We start from the raw sequence: 20,023 nt of genomic DNA, 5'->3' as shown, positions 1-20,023 counted from the left end.
TTTCATAAGTTAAATATCGATTTGGGGTCAAGACTTATACTTATTTACACTGTAAAATTAATGCATAAGGTCTTGTTGAGAACAATTTATGTTGTGAACTGAACTCAAAATGTGGTGAGATTTACCAACGGTTTCATTTCATCGATAAAATACACGAAATCCATTAAAATCGGCATTTAATACTCGTCTAAATGTTCTGGATAAAGGAAGTTGTTATATGGGAAACGAGTAATGTGAATATCTCTTACCTCATCATAAACACGTTTTCTAAATTCATCTAGATTTTCCTTATTTAAGGCAGATATAAATATAGCACGGTCACCAACCTTTTCCATCCATGTTTGTTTCCAATCATTAATGGTAAAATGTTTACCGGTACGTTCTGTAATTAAATCATCATCATCAATGGTTTCATGCTCATATTGATCAATCTTATTAAAGACCATAATCATTTTCTTATCAGAACTTTTAATTTCTGAAAGAATTTGATTTACAGAGGCTATATGCTCTTCAAACTGAGGGTGGGAGATGTCTACTATATGTAATAGCAAATCTGCTTCACGCACTTCATCTAAAGTACTTTTAAAGCTTTCTACTAACTGTGTTGGTAGTTTTCTAATAAATCCTACCGTATCGCTTAAAAGAAAAGGCAGATTACCTATAACAACTTTTCTTACTGTGGTATCTAATGTTGCAAATAACTTATTCTCTGCAAATACTTCACTTTTGCTGACAACGTTCATAAGTGTAGATTTACCAACATTGGTATACCCTACCAAGGCAACTCTTACCAAAGCACCACGGTTACCTCTTTGGGTTTCCATTTGGCGATCTATCTTTAGAAGCTTCTTCTTTAATAAGGTAATACGGTCACGTACAATACGTCTATCCGTTTCAATTTCCGTTTCTCCAGGACCACGCATACCAATACCACCTTTTTGACGCTCAAGGTGCGTCCAAAGTCCGGTAAGTCTAGGTAATAAGTACTCGTACTGTGCAAGCTCTACTTGTGTTCTAGCATAACTTGTTTGTGCACGCTGTGCAAAGATGTCTAGTATTAAACTGGTACGGTCAATAATTTTACAACGCAATTGTTTTTCAATATTACGTTGTTGACCAGGCGTTAGCTCATCATCAAAAATTACAGATCCTATTTCATGCTCTTCTACATACTTCTCAATTTCTTCCATTTTCCCAGTTCCGATCATGGTTTTGGGGTTGGGTATATCCATTCGTTGGGTAAAGCGCTTGTACACTTCTCCACCAGCGGTATAGGTAAGGAACTCTAGTTCATCTAGATATTCTTTAACCTTTTCCTCATTCTGCTCCTTATTGATTATACCAATAAGAACCGCTTTTTCATAATCTACCTTCTTCTTTTCTATCATAATAATGTAAAGTGCAAAATTAAGCAATTACCGATAAGCTATTTCGTATTTTTATTGACTCGATAATCGAGATTTTATGCTCTGAAACTTATCGTGGCGTTTTAAATTAACTTTCCCCGATATTTTCTTTGCATCCTTGGTGCGAATTATTCATTAATATAATACATGCGATTTCCATTCTTCAAGAAAAAGACAAAAAAGCAGCGTTATACGGTTGCGTTCTACAATTTAGAAAATCTATTTGATCCAAAGCGTAATTCTAAAATTCTAGATAAGGATTATACGCCAGATGGTGCTAAAAAGTGGACTGTAGAGAGATATCAACGTAAATTGGCTAAACTCGCCAAAACAATTGTCAATATTGGTGAAAAGGATCATCCATATCCTCCTGCTTTAATCGGTGTTGCTGAGGCAGAAAATAATAGTGTTTTAACAGCACTATTACATACAGACCCGATGGATGATTTAGATTACGGATTTATTCATTTTGATTCGCCAGATGAACGCGGTATAGATACAGGGCTAATTTATAGAAAACGTTTTTTTAAAGTTTTACACTCAGAACCATTGGTTTTATTGGTAGATAACCCAGGGGGCGTTAGAGATACTACTAGAGATATACTATATGTAAAGGGAGAATTAAATAAAGAATTGGTTCATGTATTCGTAAATCATTGGCCTTCTAGAAGAGAAGGTGATGTAGCAACGGAGTATAAGCGGGTTATAGCTGCTAAAGAGATTGTTCTGAAAATAGAGCAAATTAGGTTAGAGGAATTAGATCCTAATATTATTGTTATGGGAGATTTTAATGATGACCCTTCTTCAAAAAGTCTACAAGATTTAAAAGAAGGTGCAGCGCTATTCAACCCAATGGAGACATTACATATTCCAGATAGCCAAGGTTCATCGGTTTATGGGAACAAGTGGAATATGTTCGATCAAATCTTGGTATCCAATTCCTTTTTCAACTATGAAAAGAATACACATAGTTTTGATTCTGCAGCTATCTATGATGACAAATCGTTGAAGGAGAAGAAAGGGAAGTATAAAGGGTCGCCCTACAGAACATTCGTTTCAGATAGATATATGGGTGGTTACAGCGATCATTTTCCGGTCTATGCTATGTTTACATTTAATTCTTGATAGGTTTTAAAATAGAAAGAAAAATCTTACACAACAGAAATTGACGTTTTCACAACAAGGTCAACGTAATGTCTAGGTAATTCATCGAATAAAAGTGTTCATTCACCGAACACAGCATATGGTTTTTATATTTGTAGTCCAAATCCTACAATCTTAACCTAACGATGAATACCTCTAATTTCACCTACCGTACAAGTAGTATTCTAATACTACTATTTTTAGTGTTTTCTGCAGCGAATATCGTTAATGGACAAACTTCTAAGCAACGATTAAGCATCGCAGCAAATGATAAGAAGACCGAATTGGCAAATTTCAAATCTAACTTAGTTTCTGAGTATACTCTTGAAAAGACGCATCTTCATGAGGTTGCAAAGCAAAACAATTGGAAATTAAAGGAAACACTTGCAAGCGGTAAAAAAATTGAATTGCAAGGTATTGGTACAGATGGTAGTCCTTTATACTATGAAACGTATTCAGATGAAGCTGGTTTGGTTTCTAGAGCAAGCACATTAAATACAGATGGTATGATGGGATTGCATTTAGATGGTGACGGAATGAAAGTTGGTGTTTGGGATGCTGGTGTTGCTTTAAATAACCATATTGAATATACTTCTAGATTAACAATAGGTGATGAAAATGCTGATGTAGATGCACATGCTACAAGAGTTTCTGGTAGTATTATCTCAACCGGACTTAAAAAAGATGCTAAAGGTGTTGCTAGTATGGCTAAAATTGTTTCTCATGATTGGACAAGAGATAAAATAGAAGTTGCCGATGCTGCTGCCGATGGTCTTCTTCTGTCTAACCACTCTTACGGTATTAAAGCAGACCGTGTACCAGATTGGTATTTTGGTGCCTATACTAAGGTTGCTCAAGATTGGGATAAAATAATGTATAATGCTCCTTATTATTTAATGGTAACCGCTGCTGGTAATGCACAGAAAAGTAGAGATAATGAAACACCTACTTATGGTAAGACTGCTGATGGTTTTGATGTTTTATTAGGCTTTACCATTTCAAAAAATAATATTACGGTTGCAGGTGCAAATTCTGATATAGATAAAAATGGAAATTTAAAAAGTGCCGATGTTTCTACTTACAGTAGTTTTGGTCCTGTTGATGATGGGCGTATTAAGCCAGACATTGCAGGTAACGGTGGTTCTGTTCTTTCTACAGATTCTGCTAGTAATACAAGTTATAACACATCTTCTGGTACTTCTATGGCAACACCGGGCGTTACTGGTTCTTTATTATTATTGCAACAGTATAACATGGAGTTATACGGTTCATATATGAAAGCAGCTACCTTAAAAGGGCTGGCTTTGCACACGGCAGATGATATAGATGCTCAAGGACCTGATTATAAAATGGGTTGGGGTATCATGAATTCTAAAAATGCCGCTGAGGTATTAAATAATAAAGATTTTTCTAGTCATGTTGCTGAGGAGTCTTTAGAAAATGGCGAAGAGTTTTCTTTTGAAATTACAGCAAATGGTAATGAAACATTAATTGCTTCTATTTCTTGGACAGATGTAGAATCTAGTTTTATCAATTCTGGTGAATTAAACAATACTACTGCTGCATTGGTAAATGACTTGGATATTAGAATTACTAAAAACGGACAAACATTTTTACCTTGGAAATTAAATCCTGCACAGGCTAACAATGCTGCTACTAAAGGAGATAATAGAGTTGATCCTTTTGAAAGAATTGAAATTCCTAATGCAGAGGGTACGTATACTATTACGGTATCGCATAAGGGAGACCTTGTAAATAACGCACAAGATTTTTCATTGATTGTTTCTGGTGTTCAAATGACTACATGTTCTATTAATGCTCCTGAAGATATTAGTCTTGAGGAAACTGAAGCTTCTAGTGTAAACTTAACTTGGAATGCTTCTGAAGATGCGCTTTATGAAATTCAGTACAAAGAAGTTCACCAACAAAATTGGACTACAGAATACATTTCAGTAAATAATTTTAACTGGAAGGGGTTATTACTTGATACTACGTATTCTTTTAGATTGAGAACTTTCTGCTCTCAGAACATCGCTTCTGAATTTAGCGAAGTAGCTACATTTACTTTTAGCGGAGAAGATACAGTATTAGAAACGCTTAATGCTTTGAGTGCAGATTCTGAAATTCCTTTCAGCGTGTATCCAAACCCTGCGGTAGATGAAATTCAATTAAACGTTCAAACTTCAGAAACCTCGGTTTATAGAATAATGAGCACTAGCGGCGTAGAATTGAAAATGGATTCAGCTACAAATTCAAGAATAAATGTTTCTGATCTTCCATCTGGACTTTATGTATTACAGATTCAAGATTTCAACGTAAACAAAAGCACAAAATTCTATAAGTACTAAATAGCATTATTTTATTCTTCTTGATTGTGTAGTAAATGAAAGACCTTGTTGGCCAACGGTAGAGTTCATAACACCTTCAAATAATGGCTCTGGGCAATCTTTTGGTGCTTGCCATTCAAAAATAAAGTTAGAACCGGTACCACCTTCCACGTCCATTTCGTCAATAATAATTTCAGCAGTTTCTAAAGGAGCCAAATAAATAGGGTGGTTAAAGTAATTTCTTAACGAAACCCCATGTGTGTCAAAATACTCAGCTTTAGAAAGGTAAATAGTGTCTACATCACTTGTATTTCGTAAGCTGACCATGGCGGTTAAATTATGGGTCTTATGTTCAGAGCTACTATAGATTTGAGAATAGATCGATAAATAAGACTTACCATGCTCTAAAGAATCTTGAACCTTCATGGTAATTTTTCTCTTCGCCCAATTTTCAGGATGTATAGAGCTTATCTCTTTTTCTTGTATACAGCTAATAAATACGGTAACTATGGAGAATAATAAGATGATTTTTTTCATAAATATGGCTCGTTTTTGAACAAATGACATTACTAACAAAATTACATCATTAGTGCTGTTTTTATATGGATGGATGCTAATTTTAACGCGATTCTATTCATTAGCAACTTTCTTTACTTCATTATCGGCTAAAAGTTCTTGATTTCTTAATCTTAAATAGACCTGTGCGGTAGTTAATACGTCTAATTCGCAATAAGTGACAATACGGTTTAAATCATTTTCTTCATAATAGACTACACGTACCATACTACCATCAATATCTTCTTTAGGGGAAGGTATGCCCAACACATGCGCCATGAGTTTTAGTGAAGTAAAATGCTTGTAATCACCAAATTTCCATAGCTCCATGGTGTCTATATGCGGTATCTCCCATGGTTTTTTACCAAATAAATCCAGTTTTTGAGGTAAAGAAATACCATGGATAATCATTCTTCTAGCGATGTACGGAAAGTCGAATTCCTTGCCATTGTGCGCACAAAGCACATTTTTAGCATGATTAAAATGCTCGTCTAATAAGATTTTAAAATCAGCCAACAGTTTGGCTTCATCTCCGTGAAAAGTGGTTATTCTAAAATTTCTAACACTTTTTTGAAACGTAAAATAACCAACGGATATGCAAACAATCTTACCGAACTCCGCCCAAATTCCGGCACGCTCGTAGAATTCTTCGGCAGTTACATTATCTTTTCTTTGGTATTGAGATTTGTGTGCCCACAGTTCTTGCGTGGTTGTATCTAACTGGTCAAAAGAACTTTTTTCTGGTACGGTTTCTATATCTAAGAAGAGTATATTTTCTAATTGTAATTTGTCAGGCATAGAAAAGTAAGTTACTAATAAGTAGTAAATTATGATAATTTCTTTGCTATCCTTCTTAATATAATATAAAGTTCTTCAGCTCTTACTAATAGAAATTTAAAATATGTTGCCAAATTTGAGGTTAATGATTTGGATTCTGTAATTGAAATCTATTGTTCCTTTTGGATTGTTATTGCAGTTTTTCCATTTATTAAACCTGTATTAATCAATGTACCATAACCAGGTTCATTATTTGTTATCGCAGCTAAAAAAATAGTTGGCATTCTTTTATCGCCTAAATAGGCAAATACCGCGTCATTTTGTTTTGATATGCCCATAGAACCTTGTATTCTTCCATTAGAAACAGAGGCTTTAGAATTTAAATTGGTAAAATTTATTATTGTATTTGCAGGTATAACTTCATTTCCATTTATCCATATAAGGTCATTTTCATCAAAACCAAAATGATTTCCATTCCATTCAGAATCTGTAAAACGAATTTTTAAATTTGGTGAGATGTCTACGTTAGTTCTAATAGAAAATCCATCATTATTTGTTGATTGCATTGAAACGAAAGAAATACTTCCTGTTTTTAATAAATTATTAGTGCTATTGAAATTAATATTGGATAACATAATGATTAAAACTAGAAACACGGATATTATATTTAGTTCTTTCACTTGTAATAGTTATTTAAAGCGAAAATACTTGGCATTCTTAATTTGAAGGTTACGTAGAAATCATTAAATAATTAATTTATTTTCCAAGTGTTTCTTTAATGTTATTTAAATATAGACTTTGTTGTCTTATCAATGGATGATTTGAGTGTCCTTCCCAAAATTTTATAAATATTCCAAACACCAATTTCCTCATTTTGATATTTTATGTATAACCCTCAAATTATGAATGGTTTAGGTCAAAGAAAACAATTTCGTTTCGGTCTGTACCTGAAACTAAAGCTTATTGTTTAAATTTTTTTCTTGTCGATAGTTAAATCCATGAGATTTAGATGTAAAGTCCGCATTACGTTTTGGCTTTGTTGAACACGAGTTTTTTAACCCAATACATCTGTTAAGTAAACAATTCCGAAAATCCAACCAAGATACAATGTCGTATAACCGAGAGAATAAATTGCTGAAATTCCTATATCTCCTTTAGTGTCTTTTGATTTAGAGAAAACAAATTTTAGCGCTCTAAAAAACACCCAATAGAGCATTGTCAAAATTATAAATATTGAAATCCAGAAAACTGCTTCTATAAGAATAAGAAGAACGAAGAGAATTATTGTCATTGCAATCCATAGTAGTATTGACATTATAACTCCGCTAATGCCATCACCAACCTCTATACTTGGTAAATTTGCTCCATTTCCTGAATTTGCAATCCACTCACCAGTTTTAAATTCTCTGAATTTTGGAAAGTTGTCAGTTAATCCTATTCCTTTATAAAGACCATAGGTGATAAACAAGAAAAGTGCTGTTCCAATTACAAACAGGGATAAATAAAGATTTGAAGTTATAGTTCTGTTATAGTTTTCGCCTGTTAGGTAAACGGTCGTTATTGTAATTACAATAACGACTAATGAAACTTTAAAAATTGACTTTCCTTTTAGATATGTTTGTTTGGCTTTCAATAGTTTTTTAGCTTGTGCTTACGTCAATTTTCTGAATTGATTTTATCAATCTCCATAGTTACCAATTCTAAGGATTCTAATTACCATTCTATTTGTTTGTAATGATGATAAACTTCATCAAGAAATTCAGTCAAATGTTTTGGTTCTATTTCACGAAATTTTCCAGTTCTTCTTTCGAAACTATATTTTTACTTTAAAATGCTATGCAACGTCCAGTTATGGCACGTGTTATATCATCTGTTAGTAGCGTTACTTTTCAATAGTTATTTGTTCATTGAGCCAGTTGTCTATATTGTATTCTAAAACATCTAATGGAAGTGATCCACTACCAAGAACAACATCGTGAAATGCTCTAATATCAAATTTATCTTTCAGAGTTGTTTCGGATCGGTTTCGAAGTTCTTTGATTTTTAGTTCACCAATCTTATAAGCTAAAGCTTGCCCTGGCCAAGCGATATATCGATCTACTTCAACCGTAATATCATTTTCGCTTTTTCCTGAATTCATTTTAAAATAATCTATTGCATCTTGTCTAGACCATCCAAAAGAATGTATACCAGTATCAACAACCAACCGTATGGCGCGCCACATTTCATAAGTTAATTGCCCGTATTTAGAATATGGATCATTGTACATTCCAAGAGCTGGACCCAAGCTTTCGGAATAAAGTCCCCAACCTTCTATAAATGCAGTGAAGTTTAACATGGTTCTAAACTCTGGTACGTTCTCTAATTCTTGAGCAAGAGCAATCTGCAAGTGATGACCAGGAACTGCTTCATGAATACTTAAGGCTTCCATTTCCCATTTGGGACGACTTTTTAGATTGTAGGTATTGGCAAAGAAATATCCTGGTATTCCTGCTTGCAATGAACCCGGATTATAATACGCCGTTGTGTTCCCTTGTTCCGAATATGCGGGAACTCTCTTTACGCCATAAGTGAGCCTTGGCAGTTTTCCGAAAAGTTTAGGTAAAACGGGGTCGATTCTTTTACATATATCGCGGTAAGCGGCTAATAATTCTTCAGGGGTATCAAAATAAAATTGAGGGTCTTCCCTTAAGAAATCGTTGAAATCATTGATATCTCCATCAAATTTAAGTTCTGATATAATTTTTTGCATTTCAAGTCTGATGCGTGCTACTTCAGAGAGTCCTAAATCGTGAATCTCCTTAGCGGTCATATCTGTGGTGGTATTATACTTTATGCGTTCATTGTACCATGCCTCTCCGTTTGGTAATTCCTTGAGGCCATAGGTTTCACGTGTATTTGGCAGGTATTTTTCTTCTATAAAAGAGGTGAAGCGATTTAATGCAGGATTAATGCTCGTAACAATAATTTCCCTAACATTCTTCTGAATAGGCTCCTGGTCTTCCAGATTGGCGAAAGGCATATAAAACACACTTTCTTCTGGTTTTTCAGCATTGATGTTTCTTAATTGATCAGGTACTAATACCACCGTATTTTTTGGCATTACGATTCCTTTTTCAATTCCTTCTGAAAGGATCGTTTCAACTCCTTCCAAAAGTGCTGGAATCCCCTTAAGTCTAGATATAATGTTTTTAATAGCTTCTGGAGAATTGGTGGGCATCATTTGAATAATCGTAGGAATGATAGTATGAATGCCCTGAATTTGATCTAAGATTAAATATTGTTCTGGAAATTGACTGTTAAGAGAATATTGGTTTCCTATGGATATATTAAAGATGTTGAAATTGACTTTGTCATCTTCTGTTAACTCATCGAGGTTAAACCAATCTTTAGATTCGTCAAAAATTTTCAGGACAGATAAATTTTTCTCAAATCCATCAGGTGAAATATCATCCCAAAGGTGATCATATCCGGGTTTGCCAAAAAATGTAGCCAGTACTGGAGAAGACTCTATTTGGTATTGAGAGTACGTTTCAAAAAGTAGTTTTAGACGCTCGCTCTCACTATTGAAATTCTTAGGATTCTTAATAAAGTTAAGCTTTTCAATAATTGTACCTTCTGGCAATGCTGTGGGTAGCGTACTTATTGGAGTATAAGAAAACAGTAGTAAAGCCAGTGCTACTACGGTAAGGTTTAAAAGGCGATTATTCATAAGATTTATTTTTTGATGCTAACGCCTGAGCTAAGCATAGCGGGGGAGGTAAGGAAACTTTTCGTTTCCGTCTGTGCAAGGAGCTAAAGCTTATTGCCCGCCCGTATCGAAAAGGCACGTTCGGGCGGGTTTAGTTTTTTTCTTGTCGAAAGCTAAATCCATAAGATTTAGCGGTCGTCATAAAAATACAAAAACCTTTCGATTATGTGCAAAGATCGTATTGTTTATATGTTGTGTTACAGGTGGTTATTCATTTTTATTAAAGGGCAGACAATAAATGACATATATAATTTCGCTATCTTCAATAAAAATAAAAATGGCAAAAAACTCGAAGGCTGGCTATAGAGTAATTCAAATATTAATTGTGTTTTGCTTTACATTTATAGGCTCTCAAACCAGCGCCCAAGATAGTGAAGCAGTAAGCATTAATGAAAAGCTTGATGTGATACGCAACTATCCATTTGATATGCCGTTCGAGCGAAGTGATATCAATCTCCTTAATTGGCAGTATTGGCCTTATAGCCGATACGCAAGTCATCACCCACGTGAGTTTATACCAATGGTTACTATCCACGCTGACCCTGAAGCAGCAGCACTTGAAGAAGTAAAAAATGACCCCTTCAATCTTATGGCGCTAAATGTTTCTGTTGATACGGAAAAAGATGTGCTATTGATAGATCTTCTGAAGTCCATACAAATGAAAGGTTTTGCTGTGATGCATAAGGGTAAATTAGTTTTTGAAACCTACGACCAAGGCATGCAAAAACATGATATTCAAATTTTACAATCTACTTCTAAAACATTCACCGGTATGTTAATCCATAAGTTGGCAAGCGAGGGCCTATTAGATTTAGGCGCTAATGTAGACAAATATTTACCTGATTTGAATGCCGATGTTTTCAAGGGTTCTACGCTACAAAATATGCTTGATATGGAAGTGGGGTTTCCTGATTTTGGTAGTTAGCACAATGCAGATGATTTTGGCTTTATGAGTGAAGTTCATATGGGGCTGAAGCCAAAGGTGCTAGGCGTTGAACATCGTTCAACTTTGTTATTTATTCAACAATTTCAAAAACCATCGTTCGCAGCTGGCAGCAAATTTTCATATAATGATATGAATACTCAGGTGTTGGCTATGGTTGCTGAGCAGGTTACAGGTAAGCAATATGCACAGTTGATAGAAGAAAACTTTTGGCACCCCTTACAAGCTCGCTATGATGCAGCTATTTCAATTGATGAAGACGGCATTGCAGGCGCTAGTTGGGGTATGGCCATAACACTACGAGATGCTGCTAGGTTTGGTCAAATGATGTTAAATAGAGGTAGTTTTAATGGTACAAGGATAATACCCGAGAGTTACTTTGAAGCAACATTTGACCAACCACCTACAGAACCCTTATCGCCTTATTTCGTACTTGGACAACAGGAAGATTACAGAAATCAAGTCTGGATGCTGCGAGATGATGGGTTGATGCATACGATAGGTTCATTTGGCCAGTTTATTTTTGCGGATTACAAGAACGAAATCGCCATAGTTTTCATGGCAAATTGGAAGCATACTAGTCACTTAGAAAGCAAAGAGCATTTGATCCGAATTGTCCGTGCAGTAGGCGAACAAATTAATCGTTAACCATTTTATTGATAACTTCTCTATAGCAGGGTTCTTTATCGCTTTGTTAAGTTCTCTTATTTCATTATTCTTAGATAAAGAAATAAGAGATACAAATAAGAAAATACTAATTGCTCTGATGTAATTTAGTATTTTTTAATGACTTGTAATGGTCTCGTATAACAGCAGTGCCGGTTTTAAGACCACAGTCTTTTCCACCAAGACCGACTTTTGTTTTTATTACTATCGTTTGTTTTATCAGTTTGCCCGCCATAGCTTTTTTGCTTTGTAGACAGCTGATTTTTTTCTTTATTATCAAATTGATTCAGCAAAGTGTCTTCTCCGTCCGGTTTGTCGAAAGCATCAGCTTCAGTTACATGTCCATCTTGGTCGCTTATCCTAGTAAGTTTTTTTCCTTGTCTAAATACCAATTGAAGTCCGTGTTCTTGTTCCCATTCGCACTCACAGGTCAAATTGATATAAATATCTTCATCTCTTCGATGCCTTTTAGTTACGTAAATGTCTTGTGGATAAATGAAATTCCATATTTCACTTTGGTCTTTGATGTCCCAGAGTGGTTTGTCGGCTTCATCGTATTCAACTGCATTTAAGTATTCAATACAATTTTGATAAGCAAGTTCACTAAGTTCTAGTCTGTCATTCGATTTCTTTTCCAAGAATGATTTTAAAGCTTGGTCAGCTTCATTGATAAAATTTTGATTGCTTTTAGGAATCAAGTCTATAAATGTAACTTTCAGTTTTTTCTTGTCAAAGAATGGTATTTCAATTGGCTCGCTTTCCCACCAATCATGGAATTGGTCGTTTTGGAAAAGTATTCCAATAACTTCACTTGTTATAAATTTTCTTGTATTAGATTCCCATTCGTTCTCAAAATCAGTTTTTGAGATTTCAAATTCACTAAATTCTTCTAAATCCAAATCTTGGTCACCTAACATTCCGAATTCGTCTTCAGTTTTTTTATCACCATATTTAAGAACGATTCCGTTATCATATTTCTCAATCTGCCGTGATGGATTACCTGAAACATCAGTTTCAACAAAAAATGTTGAAGTTCCCCAATTATCGTATTGGTCTCCTCTTGTTTCATTCCATTTTCTTTTGAAATATCTCATTTGTTATCGTTTCTTTATTCTAGCTACCAACGTGTTAGGCTATGATTATTGAGGCGCAGAAATCCAGCGGATTTCCCGCTACGCACGAAGCAAAAGTTTATAGTTTTGTGTTTTTCTTTTTTGTCTTAAATGCAAAATCCATTAGATTTTGCGACTTCATAAATATACACCAACCTTTTGACTAAGCCCTAAAGTCCGCATTACGTTTAGGTTTTGTTGGCATTAGTTTTCTTTCTTTCCAAACAAACTGAAAAGTCCAAAAAACGCAAAACAAAGTATTGCATTTAGTGCATAATTATAATTTGGGTTTCCAAAAAGAATAGGAATAAAAGAAAATACTTTTGCAAAAATCCATGCTAATCCGATTAGAAATGGTTCTATCAACAATAAAATCCCAATAGACTGAACTAAGCTATTTGACTTATCAATTACAAATACAATAGGCATCATCAGAATTAATATTATCCATATCCAAGAAGAAGTTCCGAAATGCCACCAATAAGACCTCTCTTGGCTAATTTCTTTAGATTTTTCAACACTAATTTCAATAAAGTTTTCCGATTCAGAACTGAAGCCCATTTGAGAGATAAAATCCCATGATCTGTCTTTCCAAGTCTTTCTATCAATGATTTGACTTCTTAAGTTTTGTATTTTTCTTTCCTCACTAGGTTTTAAGGTAGCATTTTTTAATAATTTATTTAATTCGGAAATTTGTTCAATTTTATTTGAAGTATTGTAATAGTAAGAAAAGCTTAAAGTGTTATCAATAAAAACGATTAGTACAAGAACAAATATAGTTAGTACAGCTTTGTGAGATAATCCTCTTGATTTGTCTGTGAAAAAATGAAGTAGTGAGTTGAAAAATTCCAATATCTATAATTCTTTTTAATTTAATGCCAACGTACGTATAAACTGACCAGGGTACGTTTATTTCTTGTTTTGGTGGTTAAAGGGTACCTAGCTAATATAGTACTAAAGAATAAAGCTACAATTTATAGGTTATATTCTATTACTGAAAACCACAATCGCTATAAAATCTATGTAGGTATTTGGTTATTCATAGAACTCAGTAGAGAATTGCCTTAAAAATAGCGAACCGACCACGTAGTCGGTTTTTTACTTGTAGCATGTGTTTACAATTGTGGAAAGTAACGACAGCACTCGTAATTGTATCGATAAAATGCAACGAGTACTTGGTTTAGAAGGTGTTTTGGGCACTTAACAAACCAAGTAGTTTGTTTTTTGTTGGCTTAATCAAGCTGGTTTAGAACAAACTTTGCTGTTTAAACGGACTCTCATGGTTTAATAACCACTGTTTTCTGTGTAAGCCTCCGGCATAGCCCGTAAGAGAACCATCAAGACCAATAACGCGGTGACATGGTACCACAATCCATAACGGATTTCTGGCATTTGCAGAAGCGGCAGCTCTGGTGGCATTAGGATCTCCTAAAGATTTTGCCAGTTCTAAATAAGATGTAGATTTCCCGTAAGGGATGTTTTGCAACGCTACCCATACCTTCTTTTGAAAAGTTGTTCCTTCAGGGTTTAGTTTTAGATCGAAGTTGGTTCTTATCCCTTCAAAATATTCATTTAATTGATAAACGGCATCTTCTAAAGATTCAGGAATAACATCGGTAAGAGGTTCGTCGGAATTCAGTACGGTTATAGAGGTAAGTCCGTCAGCATCACCAATAATTTTGGCAACTCCCAATGGTGTATTTATATAAGCAATATCCTCTTCCATGGTATTCTTGAAGTTTATTCGTCTGGCGAAGTAGGCTTTTCGATGACTCCCGTTGCTTGAGCGCGTTTTTCCCAGTTTTTACGAGCAAGACTCTGCAAATCGGCAATATTGTCGCTCTCATCCATTATTTCAAGCCCTAGAAGCGTTTCTATAACATCTTCCATAGTTACAATTCCACTAACAGAACCATATTCATCAACAACCAACGCAATAGCTTCACGTTTTTCAATGAATATTTCAAATAGGGTAGGTATAGGCGTACTTCTTCGCGTTACCAGAATTTCGCGCTTAATATCCTTCAACGGAATTTCCCCATTCTGATTGATCATTTCTTCTAGAACATTATCCTTCAAAACAAAACCGGTAATATTATCAATGTTTTCAGTATAAACAGGAATTCTAGAAAATCGCAATTTTGGATTATCATTAAAGAAATTAGCAATCGTTTTTTCGTCAGATGCTACTTTCATAACCGCTCTTGGCGTCATAATATCTTTCACCAGAACTTCATCGAACTTTAATAAATTTTTAATGATGGTAGATTCAGATTTTTCAAAAACACCTTCTTCATGTGCCATATCTGTCATGGCATGAAAATCTTCTCTACTTAAAACACTACCATGGTGTTGGCCACCGCCTACCATTTTGGTGAAAAGGCGTAATAACCATAACAAGCCAGTGTATTTTAGGCCCAAAACCATAATATTCAGAGCTTTTGTGGAGAAATTAGCAAGTTGTTTCCAGTATGTTGCTCCAATAGTTTTAGGGATAATTTCAGACGCTACCAAAATAAGAATGGTCATAATGGTAGAAACTACCCCAACCATTAGATCCTCTGTAAAAGATATACCAAGTATTGTTTTGGTTTCGCTACCATATAATTCGGCGTATGCCACTTTTGCTTGTACACCAACTAAAATTGCGCCAACAGTATGGGCAATAGTATTTATGGTTAAAATAGCAATTAAGGGTTGGTCTACATCTTTTTTAAGTGCCTCTAAGGTTTTGGCATAAGAATGGCCTTCTTTCATTTTTACATTTATGAAAGTAGGAGTAATACTCAATAATACTGCTTCTAATATAGAACACAGAAAAGAGAAGAAAATAGAAATAAACGCGTAAAATAGTAGTAAGCCCATAGGGTTGTTTTATAAATCGAAGATATTAATAAATATACTAAGGTTTGTGCTGTTTTGATTTATCAAATGCCTGATAAAAGATTTGTTGTATTGCTGGTCTAATATTTAAGTCGTAAATATTACGATTTTCTCTAGTAGGATACACTCTATTCGAAAGAAATATATAAATCAATTGATTCTCTGGATCTGCCCAGACAAAGGTGCCTGTAAAACCACTGTGACCAAAACTCGTTGCACTAACTTCTGGAGCAGGATAAGCATTTGCCAATGTAAATTGATCATTATTTAAATAAGGCTTATCGAAACCTAAACCTCTTCTATTGTCATTTTCTGGATATTGAACTTGAGTAAATTCCTCCATGGTTTTTTTTGAGATGTATTGCTTTCCTGCATACAACCCATTTTGCGCGAACATTTGCATGATAATAGCCAGGTCATTTGCCGTACCAAAAAGACCTGCATTACCAGAAACTCCTCCTAATAATGATGCATTTTCATCATGAACCCAACCTTGTGTTAGGGTATGTCTGAAAATTGTATCCTCTTCTGTAGGGACAATTTTATTCGAGAAATCTTTAGTACTTGGTAGAAATCCAAAAGTTTTCATACCAAGTGGTTTGTAAAATTCTCGGTCCATATATTCCGCATAGGGCATACCCGTGATTTGAGAAATTAACTCGGGAAATATTAGAAATGATAAGCCAGAATATTTGTATTTCTTATCTGCTGAAACTTCAGAACGATTTATGATTCTGTACATTTTTCTATGGAATCTATTTTTTACGTAGATGCCTTCAAATGCTTGGTTTTTGAATTTATTATTCGATTTCTTACGAATAAACCTTTTTTTAAACCGACCGTTATTTTTTAAGGTTTCACTGAGAAAAACAATGTAAGGTTGCAAGCCAGCCTGATGTGCTAAAATCTCGCGAAGCGTAATATTTGCTTTATCCTTCTGTCTTCTCCAAGGTTTCCAATAGGTACTAAAAGGAATATCTAAATCTAGCTTGCCTTCATCAACCAATTTCATAATTGCAGGCAGCGGACCTAAAATTTTAGTTACAGATGCCAGATCATAAATATCATTTAATGCAACTGGTTGAATACTATCATAAGTGTGAAAACCGTAAGTATTATGAAAAATAATATTACCCTCTTTTGCAACTAAAATTTGAGCTCCGGGAAAGGCTTTATTTTTTATACCATTTGTTATGATGCTATCTACTTCTTTATAAATCTGCACAGAGTCAAGTGTGTATTTAGCCATATTGGATTCCTGTAAACTGGAACCAATAGGTAGAAATAGCTGGTTATTCTTTTCTTCTTGTGCAACAAGAAATAAACTGAATAAACCAAATAGTATAAAAAATATTTTATTCATTAAGTGTATATGAACTTTATCCTAGAAGCTTAACGGCATCTTTAGCAAAGTAGCTTGCTATAATATTTGCTCCCGCTCGTTTAATAGCTGTTAGTTGTTCCATCATTACAGCATCATGATCTAACCATCCTTTTTCGGCAGCAGCTTTTACCATGGCATATTCACCAGAAACTTGATAAACGGCAACAGGTACATCTACTTCGTTTTTAATTTCACGTACAATATCTAAATAGCAAAGTCCTGGTTTTACCATAACGATATCTGCGCCTTCTTCAATATCCATTTGGGTTTCTCGAATAGCTTCAAATCTATTCGCATAATCCATCTGATATGTTTTTTTATCCTTAGGTACATTTTTAATATCTACCGGCGCAGAATCTAGAGCATCTCTAAAAGGACCATAAAAAGCACTGGCATATTTAGCGCTATATGCCATAATACCGGTGTTTAAATATCCTTCGTCTTCCAAAGCTTCACGAATGCTGAGTATTCTACCATCCATCATATCGCTTGGGGCAACAAAATCTGCACCAGCTTTGGCGTGAGATACGCTCATTTCCGCTAAAACTTCAACACTTTCATCGTTTAAAATCTGTCCGTCTGCAACAATACCGTCATGACCATAAGAAGAATAGGGGTCTAAGGCAACATCTGTCATCACCAACATTTCAGGACACGCAATTTTAACCGTTTTAATAGCCAATTGCATTAATCCGTTTTCATTTAATGCTTCAGAACCGCTGTTATCTTTTAAATTATCTGGAACTTTTACAAAGAGTAAAACAGAATGTAAACCCATTTTCCAAAGTTCTTTTACCTCTTTGGTAAGGTTGTCAAGACTTAGGCGGTAGTAATTGGGCATTGAGGCGATTTCCTCTTTAATACCTTTACCTTCAACTACGAAAAGCGGGACTAAAAAATCACTTGGCGAAATTATAGTTTCTCTTACCAAACTACGTATAGCTTCTGAACTTCTAAGTCTTCTATTTCTAATAAGTGGGTACATAATTCTATTTTTTTCAATATTTATTCAGATTCCTTACTTTTTCTGATAATGCTTTTTAACCGTTCTTTTCTAAGCGCAGCTTCTTTTTTCAATTTGTTCTTCTTCCTATCCATTAGCTTGGCATGCTTTGCTTTGTTCACTGTATTTTTAGCCTTGCCTTTTTTTGCCATATCCGAACATTTATATTCAATCTCTTTCTTGCTTATAGTAAGTAAAATCTATGGTTTACTTAATCAAAGCATATATATCTTGAAGTTCTACAAAAATAGGGGAATTTGAATAATTGCTACAGCCGTTGTCACTTATTTTTATGAGGAAGTCGCTAAATGATTCCTTTAAGAGAACCCTAGTAAAGCAGTTTACTTTCAATTTAAATGACTTTTACGATTTGAATAAGAATAATTACCGCTATTTTGTAAGTGAAGTAATATGAAATAAGTAAAATTCTTATTCGCTGGTGTAACTTTTTAATAATTTTAAACACATATTAGATATCTAGATACTAACCTTGAAAACCAATTAAATTATGCTTTCAATTACCAATTTAAACAAAACCTATCCTAACGGAACAAAAGCCTTAAATAATGTCAACTTAGAAATAGGCACCGGTATGTTTGGACTACTTGGACCAAACGGTGCTGGTAAATCATCTTTAATGAGAACTATTGCTACGTTACAACAAGCAGATAGTGGTGATATTAAATTTAATGATATTAACGTTTTTACCGAGCCAGATGAACTTAGAAAGGTATTGGGGTATTTACCTCAAGATTTTGGAGTATACCCAAAAGTTTCTGCCGAGATGATGTTAAATCATATTGCGAAAATAAAAGGGATACAGAGTAAAACGGATCGTAAGGCATATGTTGCCGATTTATTGAACAAAGTAAATCTGTATAAATTTCGCAAACGTAACCTCGGCGATTATTCGGGTGGTATGAGACAGCGTTTTGGCATTGCCCAAGCATTGATAGGTAATCCTAAACTGATTATTGTAGATGAGCCAACTGCTGGTCTTGATCCATTAGAACGTAACCGTTTTCATAATTTATTAAGTGAACTTGGCGAGGATGCCGTAGTAATATTGTCAACACATATTGTAGATGATGTAATTAACTTATGTACGAATATGGCTGTTTTTAATGAGGGTAGTGTAGTGGTGCAAGGGCATCCGTTAGAACTCTCAAATACATTAAATAACAAAGTATTCCGTAAAAATATTGCTAAGGAAGAAGTTGAAATATACCAGTCAGAATATAACGTGTTATCTACTTACTTACGTAGTGGTAATCTATATATAAATGTATATGCAGAAGGCGTGCCAGGTGAAGGGTTTGAAGAAGTTGCCAATAACTTAGAAGACTTCTATTTCTATAGTATTAACCAACCTCAAACTGTTTAATATGAAAGAAATATTCTTATTTGAGCTAAAGTATAGGCTTAGACGACCGGTCACTTATATCTACATATTTATTATGTTTCTAATACCCTGCTTACTTGGTGTATTTGATGAATCTGTAACTGCAGAATTCACGAATAGTCCGAATAATATAACTGGTGTTTTTGGAGTGTTAAGTGTATTTGCATTGTTCTTTTATGCCGCGATTATGGGTGTACCTGTGTATAGAGATGAAGAACATAAAACAGCCCAGACCTATTTCACTTTTCCTATTTCTGAAAAGAACTATATATTGGGTCGTTTTTGGGGTAGTTTTACTATCGTCACTATTATGAACATTGCCGCTATGCTTGGTGCAATGTTTGGTTATGTATTAGGTGCATTATTAGATAGGCCCGACTATGGTACGTATATCGATTTTAATTTTTGGTCTTACTTTTTTCCGTTTTTATACCTATTAGTTTTTAACTCCTTTTTTATAGGTAGTCTTTTCTTTTGTCTGATGACGTTTTTTAAAAGAATGCCAATCTTATATTTAGGAGGTATTTTTAATATTTATTGGTACATCGGTATCGGGGCAATTACTATCTAGTTTAGATACAGAATGGCTCAGTATTTATGTTGATCCTTTTGGGCAATCTGCTTATAGTTTTTTAACAAAATACTGGTCTGTAGACGAGTTAAACACTACC

General features: G+C 34.5%; 17 protein-coding genes and 1 pseudogene. 5 read left to right on the top strand and 13 right to left on the bottom strand.

Going from position 1 to position 20,023, the window contains the following annotated elements:
• Nucleotides 1-176: 176 nt before the first annotated feature.
• On the bottom strand, nt 177-1,388 hold the full coding sequence (hflX, locus tag P178_RS0106075; protein WP_027065375.1) for a GTPase HflX: 1,212 nt from the start codon (nt 1,386-1,388) through the stop codon (nt 177-179).
• Nucleotides 1,389-1,553: 165 nt separating this feature from the next.
• On the opposite strand from hflX, the gene P178_RS0106070 reads away from it, so the two are divergent.
• Nucleotides 1,554-2,531, top strand: coding sequence for an endonuclease/exonuclease/phosphatase family protein (locus tag P178_RS0106070; RefSeq protein WP_027065374.1), 978 nt, complete (start codon nt 1,554-1,556; stop codon nt 2,529-2,531).
• A gap of 164 nt (nt 2,532-2,695) precedes the next feature.
• The gene (locus P178_RS0106065; RefSeq protein WP_027065373.1) at nt 2,696-4,897 is read left to right on the top strand and encodes a S8 family serine peptidase; all 2,202 of its coding nucleotides are present in this window, start codon (nt 2,696-2,698) and stop codon (nt 4,895-4,897) included.
• A 6-nt stretch (nt 4,898-4,903) separates the two neighbouring features.
• Here P178_RS0106065 and P178_RS0106060 read toward each other — a convergent pair whose 3' ends face one another.
• The 5 genes from P178_RS0106060 to P178_RS21575 form a co-directional block, all read right to left on the bottom strand.
• On the bottom strand, nt 4,904-5,413 hold the full coding sequence (locus P178_RS0106060; RefSeq protein ID WP_027065372.1) for a DUF3124 domain-containing protein: 510 nt from the start codon (nt 5,411-5,413) through the stop codon (nt 4,904-4,906).
• 93 nt (nt 5,414-5,506) lie between these two features.
• Nucleotides 5,507-6,229, bottom strand: coding sequence for a 3'-5' exonuclease (locus tag P178_RS0106055; protein ID WP_027065371.1), 723 nt, complete (start codon nt 6,227-6,229; stop codon nt 5,507-5,509).
• A 149-nt stretch (nt 6,230-6,378) separates the two neighbouring features.
• On the bottom strand, nt 6,379-6,843 hold the full coding sequence (locus tag P178_RS0106050) for a hypothetical protein (RefSeq protein WP_027065370.1): 465 nt from the start codon (nt 6,841-6,843) through the stop codon (nt 6,379-6,381).
• 419 nt (nt 6,844-7,262) lie between these two features.
• Nucleotides 7,263-7,841 carry a hypothetical protein gene (locus P178_RS0106045; protein ID WP_027065369.1) on the bottom strand — a complete coding sequence of 193 codons (579 nt, stop codon included), beginning with the start codon at nt 7,839-7,841 and terminating at the stop codon, nt 7,263-7,265.
• A 249-nt stretch (nt 7,842-8,090) separates the two neighbouring features.
• Complete coding sequence (locus tag P178_RS21575; RefSeq protein WP_051638191.1) at nt 8,091-9,920, bottom strand: DUF885 domain-containing protein; 1,830 nt, start codon at nt 9,918-9,920, stop codon at nt 8,091-8,093.
• 277 nt (nt 9,921-10,197) lie between these two features.
• Here P178_RS21575 and P178_RS0106030 point away from each other — a divergent pair.
• Nucleotides 10,198-11,550 (top strand): annotated as a pseudogene (locus tag P178_RS0106030) (serine hydrolase domain-containing protein).
• 176 nt (nt 11,551-11,726) lie between these two features.
• Here the strand turns inward: P178_RS0106030 and P178_RS23530 are convergent.
• From P178_RS23530 to P178_RS23365, 7 genes are all read right to left on the bottom strand, one after another.
• Nucleotides 11,727-12,662 carry a DUF6985 domain-containing protein gene (locus tag P178_RS23530; RefSeq protein ID WP_231500510.1) on the bottom strand — a complete coding sequence of 312 codons (936 nt, stop codon included), beginning with the start codon at nt 12,660-12,662 and terminating at the stop codon, nt 11,727-11,729.
• Nucleotides 12,663-12,884: 222 nt separating this feature from the next.
• A complete protein-coding gene (locus P178_RS0106015) occupies nt 12,885-13,532 on the bottom strand; it encodes a hypothetical protein (RefSeq protein ID WP_027065366.1) in 648 nt (215 codons plus the stop codon).
• Between the two features lie 394 nt (nt 13,533-13,926).
• Nucleotides 13,927-14,406 carry a methylated-DNA--[protein]-cysteine S-methyltransferase gene (locus P178_RS0106010; RefSeq protein WP_027065365.1) on the bottom strand — a complete coding sequence of 160 codons (480 nt, stop codon included), beginning with the start codon at nt 14,404-14,406 and terminating at the stop codon, nt 13,927-13,929.
• A gap of 14 nt (nt 14,407-14,420) precedes the next feature.
• Nucleotides 14,421-15,545 carry a CNNM domain-containing protein gene (locus P178_RS0106005; protein WP_027065364.1) on the bottom strand — a complete coding sequence of 375 codons (1,125 nt, stop codon included), beginning with the start codon at nt 15,543-15,545 and terminating at the stop codon, nt 14,421-14,423.
• A 37-nt stretch (nt 15,546-15,582) separates the two neighbouring features.
• On the bottom strand, nt 15,583-16,926 hold the full coding sequence (locus tag P178_RS0106000; RefSeq protein ID WP_027065363.1) for a serine hydrolase domain-containing protein: 1,344 nt from the start codon (nt 16,924-16,926) through the stop codon (nt 15,583-15,585).
• A gap of 16 nt (nt 16,927-16,942) precedes the next feature.
• The gene (gene hemB / locus P178_RS0105995; protein WP_027065362.1) at nt 16,943-17,932 is read right to left on the bottom strand and encodes a porphobilinogen synthase; all 990 of its coding nucleotides are present in this window, start codon (nt 17,930-17,932) and stop codon (nt 16,943-16,945) included.
• A gap of 20 nt (nt 17,933-17,952) precedes the next feature.
• Nucleotides 17,953-18,102: a hypothetical protein gene (locus P178_RS23365; RefSeq protein WP_170861926.1), complete on the bottom strand. Its 150-nt coding sequence runs from the start codon at nt 18,100-18,102 to the stop codon at nt 17,953-17,955.
• Nucleotides 18,103-18,458: 356 nt separating this feature from the next.
• Here P178_RS23365 and P178_RS0105985 point away from each other — a divergent pair, with 356 nt between their 5' ends.
• Nucleotides 18,459-19,334: an ABC transporter ATP-binding protein gene (locus P178_RS0105985; protein WP_036145802.1), complete on the top strand. Its 876-nt coding sequence runs from the start codon at nt 18,459-18,461 to the stop codon at nt 19,332-19,334.
• 1 nt (nt 19,335) lies between these two features.
• The gene (locus tag P178_RS23525) at nt 19,336-19,923 is read left to right on the top strand and encodes an ABC transporter permease (protein ID WP_231500509.1); all 588 of its coding nucleotides are present in this window, start codon (nt 19,336-19,338) and stop codon (nt 19,921-19,923) included.
• Nucleotides 19,924-20,023: the final 100 nt, after the last annotated feature.

Origin of the sequence: Maribacter sp. Hel_I_7, from assembly GCF_000688315.1 — a bacterium.
Lineage (GTDB): Bacteria > Bacteroidota > Bacteroidia > Flavobacteriales > Flavobacteriaceae > Maribacter > Maribacter stanieri.
Note: the sequence above shows the minus strand (reverse complement) of the source record. Positions and strands in the feature narration are given on the sequence as shown.